The 19,208-nt window shown below is 54.7% G+C and carries 16 protein-coding genes; 13 read left to right on the forward strand and 3 right to left on the reverse strand.

Features of this window, described 5'->3' with window-relative positions; translation table 11 throughout:
- Positions 1–13: 13 nt before the first annotated feature.
- The 9 genes from G163CM_RS10165 (at position 14) to ybiJ (ending at position 9,545) form a co-directional block, all read left to right on the forward strand.
- Positions 14–553 (forward strand): fimbrial protein, encoded by a 540-nt coding sequence (locus G163CM_RS10165; RefSeq protein ID WP_231827991.1) that lies wholly within the window; start codon positions 14–16, stop codon positions 551–553.
- Between the two features lie 11 nt (positions 554–564).
- Entirely contained in the window at positions 565–1,137 is a 573-nt protein-coding gene (locus G163CM_RS10170) for a fimbrial protein (protein ID WP_231827993.1), read from the forward strand.
- A 12-nt stretch (positions 1,138–1,149) separates the two neighbouring features.
- On the forward strand, positions 1,150–1,830 hold the full coding sequence (locus G163CM_RS10175; RefSeq protein ID WP_231827995.1) for a fimbrial biogenesis chaperone: 681 nt from the start codon (positions 1,150–1,152) through the stop codon (positions 1,828–1,830).
- Positions 1,831–1,838: 8 nt separating this feature from the next.
- A complete protein-coding gene (locus tag G163CM_RS10180; RefSeq protein ID WP_231828003.1) occupies positions 1,839–4,313 on the forward strand; it encodes a fimbria/pilus outer membrane usher protein in 2,475 nt (824 codons plus the stop codon).
- Positions 4,314–4,344: 31 nt separating this feature from the next.
- On the forward strand, positions 4,345–5,355 hold the full coding sequence (locus tag G163CM_RS10185; RefSeq protein ID WP_231828005.1) for a fimbrial protein: 1,011 nt from the start codon (positions 4,345–4,347) through the stop codon (positions 5,353–5,355).
- Between the two features lie 279 nt (positions 5,356–5,634).
- Entirely contained in the window at positions 5,635–7,923 is a 2,289-nt protein-coding gene (locus G163CM_RS10190) for a catecholate siderophore receptor Fiu (protein ID WP_231828070.1), read from the forward strand.
- A 64-nt stretch (positions 7,924–7,987) separates the two neighbouring features.
- Positions 7,988–8,665: a PKHD-type hydroxylase YbiX gene (gene ybiX, locus G163CM_RS10195; protein WP_231828071.1), complete on the forward strand. Its 678-nt coding sequence runs from the start codon at positions 7,988–7,990 to the stop codon at positions 8,663–8,665.
- A 69-nt stretch (positions 8,666–8,734) separates the two neighbouring features.
- On the forward strand, positions 8,735–9,001 hold the full coding sequence (locus G163CM_RS10200; RefSeq protein WP_231828072.1) for a DksA/TraR family C4-type zinc finger protein: 267 nt from the start codon (positions 8,735–8,737) through the stop codon (positions 8,999–9,001).
- Between the two features lie 283 nt (positions 9,002–9,284).
- A complete protein-coding gene (ybiJ, locus tag G163CM_RS10205) occupies positions 9,285–9,545 on the forward strand; it encodes a DUF1471 family protein YbiJ (protein ID WP_015965230.1) in 261 nt (86 codons plus the stop codon).
- 137 nt (positions 9,546–9,682) lie between these two features.
- Here the strand turns inward: ybiJ and ybiB are convergent, their stop codons facing one another.
- From ybiB to rhlE, 3 genes are all read right to left on the reverse strand, one after another.
- Positions 9,683–10,645, reverse strand: a complete 963-nt coding sequence (gene ybiB / locus G163CM_RS10210; protein ID WP_015965237.1) for a DNA-binding protein YbiB — start codon at positions 10,643–10,645, stop codon at positions 9,683–9,685.
- A gap of 31 nt (positions 10,646–10,676) precedes the next feature.
- Positions 10,677–12,821 carry an ATP-dependent DNA helicase DinG gene (gene dinG, locus G163CM_RS10215; RefSeq protein ID WP_231828073.1) on the reverse strand — a complete coding sequence of 715 codons (2,145 nt, stop codon included), beginning with the start codon at positions 12,819–12,821 and terminating at the stop codon, positions 10,677–10,679.
- A 149-nt stretch (positions 12,822–12,970) separates the two neighbouring features.
- A complete protein-coding gene (rhlE, locus tag G163CM_RS10220; protein ID WP_231828074.1) occupies positions 12,971–14,362 on the reverse strand; it encodes an ATP-dependent RNA helicase RhlE in 1,392 nt (463 codons plus the stop codon).
- A gap of 260 nt (positions 14,363–14,622) precedes the next feature.
- Between rhlE and cecR the strand changes: the two genes are divergently transcribed.
- Genes cecR through G163CM_RS10240 form a run of 4 tightly spaced genes read left to right on the forward strand, consistent with a single transcriptional unit; the run spans position 14,623 to position 19,144 of the window.
- The gene (cecR, locus tag G163CM_RS10225) at positions 14,623–15,300 is read left to right on the forward strand and encodes a transcriptional regulator CecR (RefSeq protein ID WP_231828075.1); all 678 of its coding nucleotides are present in this window, start codon (positions 14,623–14,625) and stop codon (positions 15,298–15,300) included.
- Positions 15,297–16,289: a secretion protein HlyD gene (gene hlyD, locus G163CM_RS10230; protein ID WP_231828076.1), complete on the forward strand. Its 993-nt coding sequence runs from the start codon at positions 15,297–15,299 to the stop codon at positions 16,287–16,289. Before cecR ends, hlyD begins: the two co-directional genes overlap by 4 nt.
- Positions 16,282–18,021 (forward strand): ATP-binding cassette domain-containing protein, encoded by a 1,740-nt coding sequence (locus G163CM_RS10235; RefSeq protein ID WP_231828358.1) that lies wholly within the window; start codon positions 16,282–16,284, stop codon positions 18,019–18,021. Before hlyD ends, G163CM_RS10235 begins: the two co-directional genes overlap by 8 nt.
- Positions 18,011–19,144 (forward strand): ABC transporter permease, encoded by a 1,134-nt coding sequence (locus tag G163CM_RS10240; protein ID WP_231828077.1) that lies wholly within the window; start codon positions 18,011–18,013, stop codon positions 19,142–19,144. Before G163CM_RS10235 ends, G163CM_RS10240 begins: the two co-directional genes overlap by 11 nt.
- The last annotated feature ends 64 nt before the right edge of the window (positions 19,145–19,208 follow it).

The raw sequence follows: 19,208 nt of genomic DNA on the forward strand, positions 1-19,208 counted from the left end.
TGAAGAAGACAACATGAAAAACAATTTGAAACCTGCCTTGTGTAGTTTGTTAGTAATGATGGCGTCAGGGCATGCGAATGCTGCTGAGGTTGCGGCATCGGTTATGCCAACGGGCATGCTGAATATCAGTGGTAAAATCATCGATAAAGGCTGCACTCTTCAAGTAAAAGATATGGTAATCCAGCTGGCACCTACTACCTCGAGGAGTTATACAGCGGTCGGTGATATGGGGCCAAAAAGTGATCCTATAAATCTTGAGCTGACGGGATGTCCTGCTAATACGGCGTTATCGTTTAGCGTCGCGGGTACCGCTGGTCAAACAACCTCATCTTACTCTATGGCAACAGAAACTACCAATGCGAAAGGTTTTGATATTTTCCTGTATGGACCTGGCGATGATACGCTTTTAGCGCCTAATACCAAGAAAACATTGACAACAGATAGTTCGGGGAATTTTAACGGACAAATGACTGCTCGTGTAGTTTCTTACATGACATCTCCGAGTGTTGGTCTGTTAGATACAGTGTTCACATATACTTTGGCTTACAACTAAAAGAAAAAAATATGAAAAAATATGCTTTTATAATTGCATCGTTCTCTTTAATGAGCTTTAGCGCCATTTCTGCGGAAATACCTGTCGCTAGTCAGACCGGAACAATCACTGTGAAAGGTTCAGTTTACACATCTGCTTGTTCCGTAAGTGGCGCTGATTCTGTTAACGTTGTCATTCCTAGTACCTATGCACAAGATTATACCGGGATAGGAGATACTTCTCCGTTAGGGAAAAGTTCAACGATGTTGATAAACTGTTCTGGAAACGCAAATATGACGGGCATTTATCTTACCGTTGAGGGCGATCCAGACGACAGCGATCCTTCACTATTTAAAATTGCCTCAGGCACCGGCAAAGCCGCAGGTGTTGCATTAAAAGTACAGGCGACGCCAGTAGTTGTTGGATCAACAGTAGCCAGCATTCCTTTAGCGCCGAATAAGGAATCGACCACTACAGTTCCAAATCGTACAGGTGTCATGCCAATGTTTCAGTGGACTTTTGATGCCCAGGCTGTCGCTGTTGCAGATACTGTTAAAAGCGGTGATTTAGATACCACTTTGACCTGGACCGCCCGCTATAACTAAAAGATAGAGCATATGAAAAAATACATTTTTTCTGTTTTGCTCGCGTCACTGATTGCACTGCCGGCTTATGCCGGCTTTTCTCTCGGTCAGACTCGGGTGATTTACAATGAATCCGATCGTCAATCGACGGTACGTCTTATTAACAGTGGTAAAGATGACTATTATCTTGTGCAGTCCTGGATTAATCAGACTGAAAATGAGGACAGTCCCCGCGCTAATAACTTCATCATTACGCCACCGGTGTTTAAATTTCTGCCGGAATCCGAAAACACGCTGCTGATTAAAGCATTAAACGAGAACTTTCCGTCCGACAGAGAAAGTCTTTTCTTTCTGAATGTGAAAGCAATTCCGGCGACTGATTCTTCGGTAAAAAACAAAATTACCTTTGCAACTAAAAGCGTCATCAAGCTTATTTATCGCCCTAAATCTCTGAATGCCCAGGACGCGGCCAACGCCTGGAAAAAATTGGAGATCACCGCGCAACCGGGGAAAGTCACCCTGCGAAATCCGACGCCCTATGTTATCAATCTCGGCGTACTGATGGTTAACGGGCGCTCAGAGAAAATCAGCTACGCCCCACCTTTTGGGGAATATACCGTAACACTTAAAGACAATGCGCGCGTCACGTCCGTGGAATATAACGTCATCAGCGATTTCGGCGGAGCCTCTGAATTACACAAAGTGAAACTCTGATTACGCACGTGAAAAAAAAATTACTGTTAAACGCATTGCTTCTTTGTTCTCCGTTAAAAGGCTGGGCCGCGCTGTCGTTTGATCTCTCTGCTCTGGAATCAAACGGCAGCGAATTAACGGAATATACCAAGCAACAGCTTTCACAGGTTGATCAGCAACTACCGGGGACTTACCCGGTAGACGTGATCCTCAATGGGCAGAAAATAGGAACCGAAGCGATTCGTTTTGTGAAATGCGACGCCGAACTCTGCCCTGTGGTTTCACCAAAGATGATTACCCGCTGGGGTATTTCGCCTGCGCATTTCGCCTCTGACGAGGTAAAAGATGAAAACACGCCGCTGGAGATGCATTTCGAGCACGCCCTCTCCGGTGCCAGCGTAAAGCTTTCCGCGAATGCCACTAAACTGCTGCTCGATATCCCGCAGAAATACCTGCTGGACGATAAAGAAAACTTCCTCGCATCGGTTACCGAAGAGAGCCTGCCCGCCCTCTTTTTATCTTACTACTATAACGGCCAGCGCAATGTTTCACCGGACGCCGACGATAACGATCAGCATTTCGCCACCCTGAATAACGGTATCAACCTCGGCCCCTGGCGAGTGCGGCAAAGCGCCAACGTGGTAAAGAGCAGCGGCCAGGACGTGCGCTGGCAGCCGACACAAACCTTCGTTGGCCGCGATATTCTCTCTTTAATGTCGCGCCTGATTATGGGGCAAACCACCACCGCCGGTCGCGTATTCGACAGCTTTGGCTTTAAAGGTGTCTCTTTATCTTCGATTGATGAGATGTTGCCCGACAGTCAACGTAACTACGCACCGATTATTCGTGGCATTGCGCTAAGCCAGGCGACCGTCGAAATTCGCCAGGAAGGGAACCTGATCTATCAGAAGAGTATCCCTGCCGGCAGCTTCGAACTGAATGACGTCGTGCCCAATAACAGCAGCGGCGATCTGGAAGTGACTGTTCGCGAAAGCACCGGCGAGGTCAGGAAATTTATCCAGCCTTACGCCCAGACGCCGAAAATGGTGCGCAAAGGACAACTGCGATATGAGCTGTCGTCAGGCAGCTACGACAATGGCAACAGCGGCGGAGATAACGATATTTTCGTGCAGGCCGAGGGGCTGTATGGTGTGGGAAATACCGTCACCGTATTCAGCGGCGCGATGGCAAGCGACAGCTACCAGTCCGGCGTGGCGGGCCTGGGGTTAAGCCTGGGCGATTTCGGCGGCATTTCGTTAGAGATGGATACGTCGCGGAACAAGAAAGCTAAACGCATTGATGCAGGATCGGGCTATGCCACCCGCATCAACTACAGCAAATATTTCGCCACCACCGCTACAACGCTCCAGGCCTCTTACCAGCAGAGTATTGACCGGGGATATCTGAACTACGCCGATTATCAGGCGCGCTTTGGCGTTACCCGTGACACCGACAATCTTCCCGGCGACACGCGGCGTCAGTGGCAGGTGAGCCTGAATCAGGATCTCGCAGACTTCGGTTCATTCTCCTTTAATTACTACTCTCAGCAGTCATGGGATAACGTCTATCAGAGTAAAACGCTCAATGCCAGCTATAACGTCAACTGGCGCGGCGTCAGCGCTGGCGTCAGCTATTCGACATCCGATATTACGAATCGTACGCGTTACAAAGACAACGTGCTGGCGCTGAATGTGGTACTGCCCTTCTCCACGCTGTGGGGCCAGCCGTCTCAGGCACGCATCAACCACAGTTACATCACCAGCCGCAGCGGGCTGTCGCAAAACCAGACGACGGTCAGCGGAAGCCTGCTGCGTGAGAGCAACCTTAACTACTCTCTGTCGCAAACCTGGGCGCAGGACCAAACCGGCCAGGCCGCACGCGTTCAGTATGATGGTGGTTCAGGCTCCGTAAATGCGGCTTACAGCCGCAATAACAATGGTTTCAGCCAATACAGCCTGGGGTCCAGCGGCGCAGTGGTGTTCCATCCTGGCGGCGTAACGCTGGGGCAGAGTATCTCGCCGAAAGAGCCGTTTGCGATTATCAGCGCGCCGGGTGCGAGCAACGTTTCGGTAACCACCAAATCGGGCGTGAAAACCGACGGCCGGGGCTATGCCATCGTGCCGGCGCTGACTGCCTATCGTCAGAACAGTATCGGTATCGACTCTACTACTGCCGATGATTTTACCACCCTGACATCGACGCAAACGCAGGCCACGCCGGGGTTCGGCACCGCAATTGCGGCGAACTTTGGTACCAACATTGGCCGTAAAGCCTGGTTACAGGTGCTTTATCGTCACAAACCGCTGTCACTGGGTACCGAGCTACAGGGAAGTAATGGCGCGACAGGGATTGTCGATGACAAAGGCTACGCCTGGATAACCGGCCTGAGTGACGACGAAGTGTTAAGCGCCGATGCAGGCGGTACGCAGTGTCGCGTGCACATTCACTATGAGCGTCTGGTGCTGACGAAAGATATCTATACCGGCGCGGTGGAGTGTGAGTAGCGCAGGTGAATAATCATCAGGAAGACTATTTATGACAAAAATGAAAGTGCTCGCTCTGGCCGTTGTCGCGCTCGCCTGGACAGGCTTGCCGCATGACGCTTACGCGGAGTGCGCGTTTGCCAATGGCGCGAAGACCGGAACCATGAACTTTGCCCTGCCCGCGCTGACGCAGTCGCTGAACCCTTCGGATACGGGGCCGCGCTTGCTGACTTCCGTTACAGTGCCCGCCGCGACGCTGGCGTCGGCGATGGGGGGAAGTACAACAGACCCACTTTGGGAAGGTTGCACCAATAATATTATCTGGACGCCTCGGTTATCTTCAATTGCAGGGAGTTCACCAAATCGATCGGGATATATGGCAACGGGGATAGATAATCTTTATCTGTATATGTATGCCGGAAACCAAACAACGGGCAACATTGATGGCATGGTTACGCCCTCAACGTCAGGAAGCGCCTGGACTTCGAATAGCGGCTCCGCTTCAACGTTATCTGCTATAGGGAATATCGTATTAGCGTTGTACCAAACCGGCCCTATCCGCAAAGGCGGGACCATTAAGGCTGACTCCATCGCGGAGCTTAAACTCGCCGATGGGCTGATGTTAATGAACATGACCATGAGCGCGGTCACGGTCAACGTCCTCGCCTGTAGCATTACGACCCCCACCGTGGACGTAAAGATGCCGTCGTTCTACAGAAGCAGTTTCACCGCCGTCGGTAATACCACGCCCGCCACGGATTTTAAAATCGGCGCCAACTGCGACTCCGGCGTGATACCCACCATCACCTTTAGCGGCCAGGGCAGCGGCACGGCGACCGACACATTTGCCATTAACAGCGGCAGCGGCGCGGCGAGTGGTGTGGGTATTCAGCTGTTATACGGCGGCACACCGGTCAATCAAAATGAAGCTGTGGTCATGAATACCACCACGGCAACCGGGGTGACAGAATTCCCGTTTAGCGCGCGTTACATCCAGACCGGCAGTGATGTCACCTCCGGCAACGCCGATGCGACGATTACTTTTACCCTGCAATATAAATAGTTAGGTCTTTCCCCTACGCCCGGTTTTCCCGACCGGGCATCGCACGCTGCTTTCTGCTCAATGCCCTCACACTCCCTGCGCTTATGTATAAATAAAGGGGCAAATGTAAATTATTGTATTTATTTTTCCATAAATGAGTGGTAGAAAGTTACGCGTTTGATAATGCTTCTCACAATCATTCGCAAACGTATTTATAAAAACCTGCCGTGGTCGGGGCAAAGAAGTGCCCTGCTGCCATTGTAAAAATAGCTCGCAAAAAATTATAAGACGCTCATTAATATGGATAATAATCGCAATTTACCGTTCAACAGCTTTAGTTCGCTCACCTTCTTTACAGGCCTGTGTATCGGCTTAACCCCGGTCGGCCAGGCCGTAGCCGCCAACAGTAAAGATCAAAAACCCGGCGATACGCTGGTGGTTGAGGCGCAGGCCCCTTCCCTCTACGCGCCGCAGAAATCCGCTGACCCGAAATTTAGCCGCCCCATTGCGGATACCACGCGTACCGTTACCGTCATTTCCGACCAGGTGTTAAAAGATCAGGGCGTCAATAACCTGACCGATGCGCTGAAAAACGTGCCGGGCGTGGGTGCGTTTTTTGCCGGGGAGAACGGTAGCTCATCGACGGGTGACGCCATTTATATGCGCGGTGCGGATACCTCGAACAGCATTTATATCGATGGTGTGCGTGATATCGGCAGCGTCTCACGCGATACGTTCAACACCGAGCAGGTGGAAGTGATCAAAGGCCCGTCGGGCAGCGACTATGGCCGCAGCGCGCCAACCGGTTCGATCAATATGATCAGCAAACAGCCGCGCCTGGATTCCGGAATCGACGCCTCCGCCAGCATCGGCAGCGCATGGTTCCGCCGTGGCACGCTCGATATTAACGAAGCGATTGGCGAAACCTCCGCCGTGCGTCTGAACGTGATGGGCGAGAAAACTCACGATGCGGGCCGCGATAAAGTCCAGAACGAACGCTACGGCGTTGCGCCTTCCGTCGCTTTCGGTTTGGGAACGGAAAACCGTCTTTACCTGAACTATCTGCACGTTACCCAGCACAACACCCCGGATGGCGGTATCCCGACTATCGGCCTGCCGGGCTACTCTGCGCCGAATGCCGCCACCTCCGCACTTAACGGTTCCGGCAAGGTGAACACCAGCAACTTCTACGGTACGGATTCCGATTACGACGACTCCACTACCGACACCGCCACTATGCGCTTCGAGCATGATTTCAACGACACCACGACGATTCGCAACACCACCCGCTGGTCGCGTGTGAAGCAGGATTATTTGATGACGGCGGTGATGGGCGGTGCCAGCAATATCGGCATGCCGGATCCGAACAACGTGGGAAGCTGGACCTGGACGCGCACGCCCAATACCAAAGACGTGAGCAACAAGATCCTCACCAACCAGACCAACCTGACCTCGAAGTTTTATACCGGTGCGGTCGGTCACGATATCAGCACTGGCGTAGAGTTCACCCGCGAGACGCAAACTAACTATGGCGTGAACGCCATTACCGCGCCGCCGGTGAATATCTACAGCCCGAACAGCAATATCAATGTCGGCAGCCTGCACCGTAACGGCGCCAACGCCAACGGCCAGACCGATACCTTCGGCATCTACGCCTTTGATACGCTGCAAATCACTCATGATTTCGAACTGAACGGCGGCATTCGTCTGGATAACTACCACACCGAATACGACAGTTCAACGGCCTGCGGCGGCTCTGGCCGTGGTGCGCTGACCTGCCCAACCGGCACACCGAAAGGATCGCCGATCAAAACCGTTGATACGGCGAAATCCGGCAATCTGGTGAACTGGAAAGCGGGTGCGCTCTATCACCTGACTGAACAGGGCAATATCTATGTCAACTACGCGATTTCCCAGCAGCCTCCGGGCGGCAGCAACTTCGCGCTGGCGCAGGGCGGGACCGGCAACAGCGCCAACCGTACCGACTTCAAACCGCAAAAAGCGAAAACCAGTGAAGTGGGTACCAAATGGGAGCTGTTTGACAAGCGCCTGCTGCTGACCGCCGCGCTGTTCCGCACCGACATCGAAAATGAAGTCGCTGAGAATGACGACGGTACCTATTCGCAGTACGGCAAAAAACGCGTTGAAGGCTATGAGCTGTCCGTCGCGGGTAACATCACGCCGGAGTGGCAGGTCATTGGCGGTTATACCCAGCAGAAAGCCTCAATTCAGGAAGGCGCAAATGTGGCGCAGGATGGAAGCTCTGCCCTGCCTTACACGCCGGAGCACGCATTTACCCTGTGGACGCAGTATCAGGCTACGAGCGATATCTCCGTGGGTGCAGGCGCGCGCTACGTGGGCAGCATGCACCGTGGCAGCGATGGTGCCGTCGGTACGCCGTCCTACACCGAAGGCTACTGGGTAGCGGATGCCAAGCTGGGCTATCGCATCAACAGCAATCTCGATTTGCAGTTGAACGTCTACAACCTGTTTGATACGGATTACGTCGCCTCGATTAACAAGAGCGGCTACCGTTACCATCCAGGCGAGCCGAGAACGTTCCTGTTAACGGCGAACGTGCACTTCTAATCACATTGCCGGGGCGCTGCGCTTCTCTGATAAGCGCAGCGCATCAGGCAAGGAGCACCTCATCATGATGTACCACATTCCTGGCGTACTGACCGCCGATGAACTTCACCAGATGGTAGAGGACCTCACCCGCGCCCCGTGGATTGACGGTCGTGCAACCGTTGGTGCACAGGGCGCGCAGGTGAAAAACAATCAGCAAATTGACACCCAGAGCCCGCTCTACGCCACGCTTCAGGCGCGAGTCCTGGCTGCACTGAATCAGCACTCACTCTTCTTCGCCGCCGCGCTCCCCAAAACTCTCTCCACCCCGCTGTTTAACCGCTACCAACAGCAAGAAACCTATGGTTTTCACGTGGATGGTGCGGTGCGCAGTCATCCGCAAAGCGGCTGGATGCGTACTGACCTCTCCGCCACGCTTTTTCTGAGTGACCCGGAAAGCTACGACGGCGGCGAACTGGTGGTGAACGATACCTATGGCCAGCACAGCGTAAAACTCCCGGCGGGCGACCTGGTGCTCTACCCTTCCAGCAGCCTGCACTGCGTTACGCCCGTCACGCGTGGGGTGCGTATGGCTTCGTTTATGTGGATCCAGTCAATGATTCGCGATGATAAACGCCGCGCGATGCTGTTCGACCTCGACCGCAACATTCAGACGCTAAAAGCCCGTCATGGTGAGTCCGAAGAAGTGCTGTCGTTGCTCAATCTTTACCACAACCTGCTGCGCGAGTGGTCTGAGATTTAGGCCTTGTCTGTACGCGAGACGCCCCCATATTGAGTATAATTAGCTCAATAAATAATCAGGAGGTGGACAATGGCTTCAGGTTGGGCAAACGACGGTGCCGTGCAGGATCAAATCGACAGCACTATTGAAGATGCGGTGGCGCGGGCAAGAAGTGGTCTGCCGAAGGGTGAAAGCGCCAAATTTTGTGAAGAATGTGGGGAACCGATTCCAGAGGCGCGTCGGCAGGCTATTCCGGGTGTGCAATTGTGCGTGAACTGCCAACGGGAGAAAGATTTACATAACTCTACATTTGCAGGATATAATCGCAGAGGATCGAAAGATAGCCAGCTTCGTTGACAGTTCTCTACCTGAAAATACAGCGCAAACGGTTATCTTTACGACCACCTTTTTCGGCTAAATAAGTAGCAAAAAGTGCCTTAAATCATCGAGCAGGTTATTATCCCCCTCCGAAACCATTCGTAGCGAAAATAATTTATTAATAATCAGTAAATTAATACTTATTCAAAATTATTGATGAAGGTTATCAATTCTCTTCGATTTATTCTTTCGCAATAAAACGTGATACTCATCACATCGACAGAACATCGTCCCCGAACAAATAACCTGCGAGAGATTAAAAATGAAAACTATCAAATATGCTGTTGCTGCTATTGCCCTGTCTACCCTGTCCTTTGGTGCTTTCGCTGCTGAAGCGGTAAGCGCGGCTCAGGCTCAGAACATGAATAAAATTGGTGTTGTTTCTGCGGAAGGCGCATCGACTCTGGATGGTCTGGAAGCAAAACTGGCTGCGAAAGCAGAAGCGGCTGGCGCATCTGCTTACAGCATCACCTCTGCTAACACCAACAACAAAGTTAGCGGTACTGCGGTTATTTACAAATAACCGAAAAATTTAACTGCCAGAAGTTGTACCCCGCCAGCTTAACCCACTGGCGGCTGCTGTAACCCTCATTGAACTTGTTGATACCCTTTTTGACGCCCGGCATGCCACGCCGGGTTTTTTTTGTTTTTTTTCGGCGACTAATAAGACTCCGCCACCTTCGCCAGCCCCGCGTCCAGCGACGCCACTTCTCCCGCCGCCAGCAGGCAGCACGCCATCTGGATTTTCAGCGATTGCGGCACCGGCTCGCTTCCTGCCACGCAGCGTTCAATCCAGCGCGCGGTCACTTCCGGATCTTTTCCTTCAGGCACGGCTTCATTTGCTGTTTCCGTCTGCCGTTCGCTCACAATGCGCGTACCTTGCGCATCGATCAGCGTGATTTGCGGGCAACGCTGCGGGTTAGCGTACACCTCGCCTTCTGTACCGTGCATCAGCAGCCCGCGCCCGCCGATATCCGAGAAGAATTTCGCGACCTTCCCTACATATTCCGGATGCGAGACGCTCGACAGGCGCAGCGCGGCATCTTCAGCGAACGGCGTTGCCAGCTTCGCCAGCGTATGCGCACTGTTACGCACGCCCATCCGCCAGCGCATGGAAAGCTGTTTTTCCAGCGACGGACACAGCGCGCCCACCGGAATATAAACCGGTTGATGGCCATCAAGTTTGGCCTGCGCCTGCCCGGCATGGCGGGTAGGTTCAATGCCAAGCAGTTCAAAAATGGTTTCGCTGATAACCCGGGTCGGGTCTTCACTCACGCCGTGTACCACCACCGGGAAGCCAATTTTGTGCAGCAAAATAGCCAGCAGCGGCGTCAGGTTGGCCTGTTTGCGCGCGCCGTTATAGCTTGGAATGACAATCGGCATCGGTTTACCCACCGGCGGCTTAAGGCGCAGAGTGTGCTGCTGCATCGCCTCATAGAAGCCCAGCATCTCGGCCTCGCCTTCCCCTTTAATGCGCAGCGCAATCAGGATGCCGCCCATTTCGAGATCCGGCACATCGCCATTCAGCATGTGGGTATAGAGACTGCGGGCGGTGTCCTGATCGAGGTCGCGGGCATGGTTTTTACCCCGGCCAATCTCTTTAATCACATTGCGTAAATCCATCAGATGCTCCTTGTCCGGTGTCGCGTGCCGATTAGCGTTTTTTGCGACGGGTCGTTTTGGCTTTGCTTTTTACTTTAACATCGGGCACCGGGGGTTGCTCAATAGGAAATACCGGTAGCGCATTTAACAGGCGCGGGCCGTAGTTTTTGGTCAACAGACGCTTATCGTATATCACCACTTCGCCCCAGCAGCCGTGGCTACGAATGAGTCGCCCCACCTGCTGAATCAGGTTAAACGACGCGCTGGGCAGGCTTTGCACTTCGAACGGATAACGGTTCAGGCTTTTCAGCCATTCGCCTTCGGTAATCACCACCGGGCTGTCGATGGGCGGGAAGGCGATTTTATGAATATGCACCTGGCTTAGCAGCTCACCTTTTAAATCGAGGCCTTCTGCAAATGATTGTAGCCCGACCAGCACGCTGCGCTCGCCGTTTTCCACGCGTTTACGATGCAATTCCACCAGCCGGTAACGCGGTTGGTCGCCCTGCACCAACAGCAAAAGGCGTAAATCGGTGACGTGCTCCAGAAAACGCTGCATCGCGCGGTTGCTGGCAAACAGCACCAGCATGCCTTTGTGTTTTTTACTTTCCAGTGCCTCGCGGAAATAGGCCGCCATTTCGGCAATGTGCAGCTCTTCGTTTTCCATCAACGGCTCGTAGCGCATTTTCGGAATCACGATTTTGCCCTGCTCAACGTGGTTGAATGGCGAGTCGAGCGCCACGAAGCGATCGCCCGCTTTCTCTTTCAGCCCGCTCATCTCCTGCAAACGCGAGAAGCTGTTGAGAGACCGCAGCGTCGCGGACGTCACCACAATGTGCGGCACGCTGCGCCACAGCAGGCGTTCCAGTTGATCGCTGACGCGAATACCCACGCAGTTAAACCACAGATGCATCTGACCATCACGCATGTCGCGCGTCGCCCACTTAGAGACCGGTGCGCCGGACGCCTGCGCCAGCGACGCCAGACGCCAGAGCTTGCTTTGCGCCTCAAACATCCCCAGCGCGCGATTCATTTGCAGGATAACCCGATGCAAACGCACGATATCGTGCGAACCGGTTTTCTCGCTGAGATCGTTTAAAAACAGTTCCGCCAGCCCGCGCAGCATCTCGGTGAGTTTTGCCAGCCGCTGGACAATCTCCATGATCTCTTCCGGAAGTTCGCCCATCGCAAAGCGGTGTTCCGCTTCCTGGGTCGCCGGAAGATATAAATTCAGAATGTTATTGAGTGAGGCAATCAGCTCGTAAAGTTCTTCACTGTGCGCAGTCAAACGCTCCGGAATCGCCAGCGGCGGCGTGGTTTTCGGGCGAAACTGCTCCATGCAGGTCGCCACCAGCTTAACGAAAAGATCGAGCTGGAGACGATACCAGGGCGCCGTAATTTCCGCGCTCATCTCCAGCGCATCGCGTGCGACATCCGGCAGATGATGGCCTTCATCCAGCACCAGCAGCAGGTTTTTCGGCTCCGGCAGCACCGCTTCGCTTTCCATCGCCGCCATGACCAACGCATGGTTAGCGACCACGACTTCGGCTTCCTGAATCTCGCGCCGCGCCACAAAGAACGGGCACTCGCGATAGTAGAGGCAGTTGCGGTTCAGGCAGCTTGCTTTGTCGGTGCTCAGACGTCGCCACAAATCATCGTTAATCGCGATGTCCGTGTGATCGCGCAGGCCGTCCCATTTATAGCTGTCGAGGTCAGCCTTCAGTTTCGCGCAACGCTTCTGCTCTTCCTGATTGTTCGGCGTGAGGTCGTCATCCAGAAACGCGAGCAGATCCTGCTGATTGGGCTCGGTACTCGCCAGCCCGTTGAGGTTACGCGGACAAACGTAGCGCCCGCGCCCGAAGGCGGCGGTAAATTTAAGGTCGGGGATAATTTTGCGCAGCAGCGGGAGATCTTTACTGTAGATCTGGTCCTGCAACGCGACGTTAGCGGTACTGACCACCAGCGTTTTTTGCTCTTCCCTGGCAATGGCAATGCCGGGAATGAGATAAGAAAGGGTCTTCCCGACGCCGGTCGGCGCTTCGATAGCCAGATGCCGCCCCTCTTCCCCGGCGAGCGTTTTTGCCACGTCAGCAATCATCTGCCGCTGCGGCGCGCGGGGAATAAAGTCCGGGATCTGTTCCTGAAGCGCCTTATACCAGGCGGCGATTTGCGCTTTCAGCGCAGCGGTCAATGCCATGAGAAAACCTGAAATACTGTATAAACAGCCACTATTGTGGCACTTTCTTACGCGGGCGGCAAAAAATAAAGCCCGGCTTGCGGCCAGGCTTCAGAAATATGCTTCAGGGCAGAGGCGCTTTGCTTATCCGCCCTGTGCCAGGTAAACCGTTATTGTGCAGCAGACGGTTTACGCGGGCGACGACGACGCTGTTGCTCGCCTGCCGGTTTGGCATCGCCAATGCGGCGAGACTGTTTCGGTTTAGCGTCAGATTTCGGCGCACCGCTTTCGCTGCGGCGCGGCTGTTGCTGCCCACGCCCCTGGCTTTGCCCCTGCCCTTGCGGGCGACCACCTTGCCCACGACCACCGCCGTTACCGCCGCGCTGCTGGCGACCGTTCTGGATTGGCTCCGCTTTGATCGACGGGTCTGGCTCATAGCCCGGCAGTGCAATACGCGGGATCTCTTTTTTCAGCAGTTTTTCGATATCACGCAGCAGTTTGTGTTCATCAACACAAACCAGCGACAGCGCTTCACCGGTTGCCGCCGCACGCCCGGTACGGCCAATACGGTGCACGTAATCTTCCGGCACGTTTGGCAACTCGTAGTTCACCACGTGCGGCAGTTCTTCGATATCCAGACCACGCGCGGCGATGTCGGTTGCCACCAGCACGCGGATATCGCCAGATTTAAAATCAGCCAGCGCACGGGTACGCGCGCCCTGAGATTTGTTACCGTGAATAGCCGCACTGCGGATGCCATCTTTATTCAGCTGCTCTGCCAGGTGGTTTGCACCGTGTTTGGTACGGGTAAAGACCAGCACCTGACGCCAGTCGCCCTGGCCAATCATCTGTGACAGCAATTCCCGTTTACGTTTCTTATCAACGAAATGCACGTGCTGCGTCACCTGCTCGGAGGCGGTATTACGACGCGCGACTTCAATTTCCAGCGGGTTATGCAGCAGCTTTTCCGCCAGCGCTTTAATGTCATCGGAGAAGGTCGCCGAGAACAGCAGGTTCTGACGCTTGGCCGGCAGTTTTGCCAGCACGCGGCGGATATCGTGGATGAAGCCCATATCGAGCATACGGTCCGCTTCATCCAGCACCAGAATTTCGATGCCGTCGAGTTTTACCGCGTTTTGATGTTCGAGGTCCAGCAGACGTCCCGGCGTTGCCACCAGCACATCAACGCCACCGCGCAGCTTCATCATCTGCGGATTGATGCTCACGCCGCCAAATACCACCAGCGAACGAATGTTCAGATACTGGCTGTATTCACGCACGTTTTCGCCAATTTGCGCAGCGAGTTCACGGGTTGGCGTGAGGATCAGCGCGCGCACCGGGCGACGGCCCTTGGCATGCGGCTGAGTGGTGATCAGATGCTGCAACAGCGGCAGGGTGAAGCCTGCCGTTTTACCGGTGCCGGTTTGGGCGCTGGCCATCAGGTCACGGCCCTGTAATACCGCAGGAATTGCTTGCTGCTGAATGGGGGTGGGTTCGCGATAGCCAAGCTCAACAATGGCACGCAAAATTTCAGGGCTAAGCCCCAGGGAATCGAAAGACATAATTACTCCACACCCACCCCGACCGCATGCGGTGTAGTTTTCGAGGGGATCACAAACCAGATAATGACAAAAACCACAATGTCATGAAGGGCCGGAGTGTAGCAGCTTTTGTGACCTGGCGCATAAAATATCTCTCCAGCCAGGTGGCCTGCGAGGTGGTGAAAATTCTGTGTTTTCGCCGTTTTTTGCGTATGCGACTGGACAAGCTCAAAATTCAGTCATAATGTTAATCAATCGATTGATTAATTTTGTGTGACGCGATGAATACGACTCCCATCACCACCAAAGGCGAGCAGGCCAAAAGCCAGCTCATCGCCGCCGCACTCGCTCAGTTTGGCGAGTATGGGCTGCACGCCACCACCCGCGATATCGCGGCGCAGGCCGGGCAGAACATTGCGGCGATAACCTACTACTTCGGCTCAAAAGATGACTTGTATCTCGCCTGCGCCCAGTGGATTGCTGACTTTATCGGTGAGAATTTCCGCCCACACGTGCAGGCCGCAGAGGAACTCTTCGCCCAGACAGAGCCTGATAAAGCCGCCATTCACGAACTGATTCTGCGCGCGTGCAAGCACATGATCCTGCTATTGACGCAGGAGGATACGGTCAATCTCAGTAAGTTTATTTCACGCGAACAGTTCTCGCCCACCGCCGCGTATCAGCACATTCACGAGCGGGTGATTGCGCCGATGCATACACATCTTACGCATCTGATTGCCGCCTATACCGGGCGCGATCCGCACGACACGCAAACGATTCTGCACACGCACGCCCTGCTCGGCGAGATCCTCGCATTTCGACTGGGCCGCGAGACCATTTTGCTGCGCGCCGGATGGGCCCGTTTTGATGACGAGAAAGCCGAGCAGATTTTCCAGGTGGTGAGCTGCCACATCGATTTCATTTTGCAGGGACTAACGCAAAGGAGCCTGAAACAATGAAGAAACCGGTCATTATTGCACTGGTGCTGGTGCTGATTGTTGCCGCCATTGGCGGAACCTGGTGGTATCAGAGCCGCCAGGACAACGGGCTGACGCTCTACGGCAACGTGGATATTCGCACCGTCAATATGAGTTTCCGCGTCGGGGGCCGTTTGCAGTCATTAACCGTGGATGAAGGCGATGCCATTAAAGCCGGGCAAACGCTGGGGAAGCTTGATAAAGCGCCCTATGAAAACGCGCTAATGCAGGCGAAAGCCAATGTCTCAACCGCCCAGGCACAATATGACCTGATGATGGCGGGTTATCGGGCAGAAGAGATTGCCCAGGCCGCCGCCGCCGTGAAACAGGCGCAGGCCGCCTATCACTATGCGCAGAACTTTTACGCGCGTCAGCAGGGGCTGTGGAAAAGCCGCACTATCTCTGCCAACGATCTGGAAAATGCGCGTTCTTCGCGTGACCAGGCGCTGGCAACGCTGAAATCGGCGCAGGATAAACTAAGCCAGTACCGCGCCGGGAATCGTCCGCAGGAAATTGCCCAGGCGAAAGCCAACCTTGAACAGGCGCAGGCGCAGCTGGCGCAATCGACGCTCGATTTGCACGACACCACGCTGGTGGCGCCGTCGGACGGCACATTGCTTACCCGCGCGGTAGAACCCGGCAGCATGCTCAATGCAGGCAGCACCGCCCTCACCCTTTCACTGACGCGCCCGGTGTGGGTCCGCGCCTACGTGGATGAGAAGAACCTCAATCAGGCGCAGCCGGGGCGGGAAATTGTACTTTATACCGATGGTCGCCCGGATAAGCCGTATCACGGCAAAATCGGCTTCGTGTCACCCACCGCAGAATTTACGCCGAAAACCGTTGAGACGCCGGATCTGCGTACCGATCTTGTTTATCGCCTGCGCATTATCGTCACCGATGCCGACGACACGCTGCGCCAGGGGATGCCGGTGACGCTGAAGTTCAACGATGAGTCACGCCATGAGTGAAGAGATCATCCAGCTCGACGGGCTGGTGAAACGCTTCGCCGGTATGGATAAACCCGCCGTCGCACCGCTGAACTGTACCATCCACTCTGGTTATGTTACCGGGCTGGTGGGGCCGGACGGCGCGGGGAAAACCACCCTGATGCGTATGCTGGCGGGCCTGCTGAAGCCCGACGAAGGAACGGCTTCTGTTCTGGGGCTCGATCCTATCGAGAACGACAGCGAGCTGCACAGCATGCTGGGCTACATGCCGCAAAAATTTGGCCTGTATGAAGATTTAACGGTGATGGAGAACCTCAATCTTTATGCCGACCTGCGCAGCGTCACCGGTGAGGCGCGACAGAAAACCTTCGCGCGTCTGCTGGAATTTACTGCGCTGGGGCCGTTTACCGGGCGGCTGGCGGGGAAACTCTCCGGTGGGATGAAACAAAAGCTAGGGCTTGCCTGCACGCTGGTCGGTGAGCCGAAAGTGTTGCTGCTCGATGAGCCGGGTGTGGGCGTTGACCCCATCTCGCGCCGCGAGCTGTGGCAGATGGTGCACGAACTGGCAGGCGACGGGATGCTGATTTTGTGGAGCACCTCCTACCTCGATGAAGCCGAGCAGTGCCGCGACGTGCTGCTGATGAATGAAGGCGAATTGCTCTATCAGGGCGAGCCGACGGCGCTGACGAAAACCATGGCCGGGCGCAGTTTCCTGATGAGCAGCCCGACGGAAAACAACCGTCGCCTGTTGCAGCGCACGCTGAAATTACCCCAGGTGAGCGACGGGATGATTCAGGGGCGCTCGGTGCGCGTGATCCTCAAAAAAGAGGCGACCGCCGACGATATTCGCCGCGCGCCTGAGATGCCAGAAATTGAGATAAACGAAACTACGCCGCGCTTCGAGGATGCGTTTATCGACCTGCTGGGCGGCGCGGGAACCTCGGAATCGCCGCTGGGCGCCATTCTGCATACGGTTGAGGGTTCACCGGAAGAGACGGTGATTGAAGCCAAACAGCTCACCAAGAAGTTCGGTGATTTTGCCGCCACCGACCATGTGGATTTTGCCGTCAAACGTGGGGAGATCTTTGGCCTGCTCGGCCCTAACGGTGCGGGGAAATCGACCACTTTCAAAATGATGTGCGGCCTGTTGGTGCCCACATCGGGCAAGGCGCTGGTGCTGGATATGGACCTGAAAGTGAGCTCTGGCAAAGCACGTCAGCATTTAGGTTATATGGCGCAAAAATTCTCGCTCTACGGCAACCTGACCGTGGAACAGAACCTGCGCTTTTTCTCGGGCGTCTATGGCCTACGCGGGCGGGCGCAGAATGACAAAATCGCCCGCATGAGCGAAGCTTTTGGCCTGAAAAGCATCGCCAACCATGCCACCGACGCCCTGCCCCTTGGCTTTAAGCAGCGTCTGGCGCTGGCCTGCTCGTTGATGCATGAGCCGGATATTCTGTTCCTCGATGAACCGACTTCCGGCGTTGACCCCATCACGCGGCGTGAATTCTGGCTGCACATCAATAGCATGGTGGAGAAAGGCGTGACCGTGATGGTGACCACTCACTTTATGGATGAAGCCGAGTATTGCGACCGAATTGGCCTGGTGTATCGTGGCAAACTGATTGCCAGCGGCACTCCGGATGACCTGAAAGGGCAGGCCGCCGACGATGAACAGCGCGACCCGACCATGGAGCAGGCCTTTATCACCTTAATCCACAACTGGGATAAGGAGCACGCCGATGCGCAATAGCACCCTTTCCTGGCGACGCGTACGTGCGCTGTGCGTGAAGGAAACCCGGCAAATCATCCGCGACCCCAGCAGTTGGCTGATTGCGGTAGTCATTCCGTTGCTGTTGCTGTTTATCTTTGGCTACGGCATCAACCTCGACTCCAGCAAGTTGCGCGTTGGGATTTTACTGGAACAGCAGAGCGAAGAGGCGCTTGATTTTACCCACGCTATGACCGGCTCGCCCTATATTGACGCTACTATCAGCGATAATCGCCAACAACTGGTTGAGATGATGCAGGCCGGGCGTATTCGCGGGTTAGTGGTCATTCCGGTGAATTTCGACAGCCAGATGGCACGCGACAACGAAAACGCACCGATTCAGGTGATCACCGATGGCAGCGAGCCGAATACCGCCAACTTTGTGCAGGGCTATACGCAAGGGATTTGGCAGCTATGGCAGGCACAACGCGCGGAAGACAAAGGGCAATCATTCACACCGCTCATTGATGTCCAGACTCGCTACTGGTTTAACCCTGCTGCCATCAGCCAGCACTTTATCATCCCCGGCGCGGTGACCATCATCATGACGGTAATTGGCGCGATCCTCACGTCGCTGGTGGTGGCGCGCGAATGGGAGCGCGGTACGATGGAAGCGCTACTGTCAACCGAAGTGACCCGCGTCGAGTTGCTGCTGTGCAAGCTGATCCCCTACTACTTCCTCGGCATGCTGGCGATGCTGCTTTGCATGCTGGTGTCGGTGTTTATACTCGGTGTGCCCTATCGCGGATCGCTGCTGGTGCTGTTTTTCATTACCAGCCTGTTTTTACTCAGCACGCTGGGGATGGGGTTGTTAATTTCGACTATCACCCGCAACCAGTTTAACGCCGCGCAGGTCGCGCTGAACGCCGCATTTCTGCCGTCGATTATGCTGTCCGGGTTTATTTTCCAGATAGACAGCATGCCTGCGGCGATTCGCATCGTGACCTATATCATCCCGGCCCGCTACTTCGTGAGCACGCTGCAAAGCCTGTTCCTGGCGGGCAATATTCCGGTGGTGCTGGTGATTAATACCCTGTTTTTGATTGCTTCGGCGGTGATGTTTATCGGCCTGACGTGGCTGAAAACGAAACGTCGGCTGGATTAAACTTCGCCGGATGGCGGCTACGCCTTATCCGGCCTACACAATTACGATTCGTAGGTCGGGTAAG

The sequence above is a fragment of the Pseudocitrobacter corydidari genome, from assembly GCF_021172065.1.
Taxonomy (GTDB): Bacteria; Pseudomonadota; Gammaproteobacteria; order Enterobacterales; family Enterobacteriaceae; genus Pseudocitrobacter; species Pseudocitrobacter corydidari.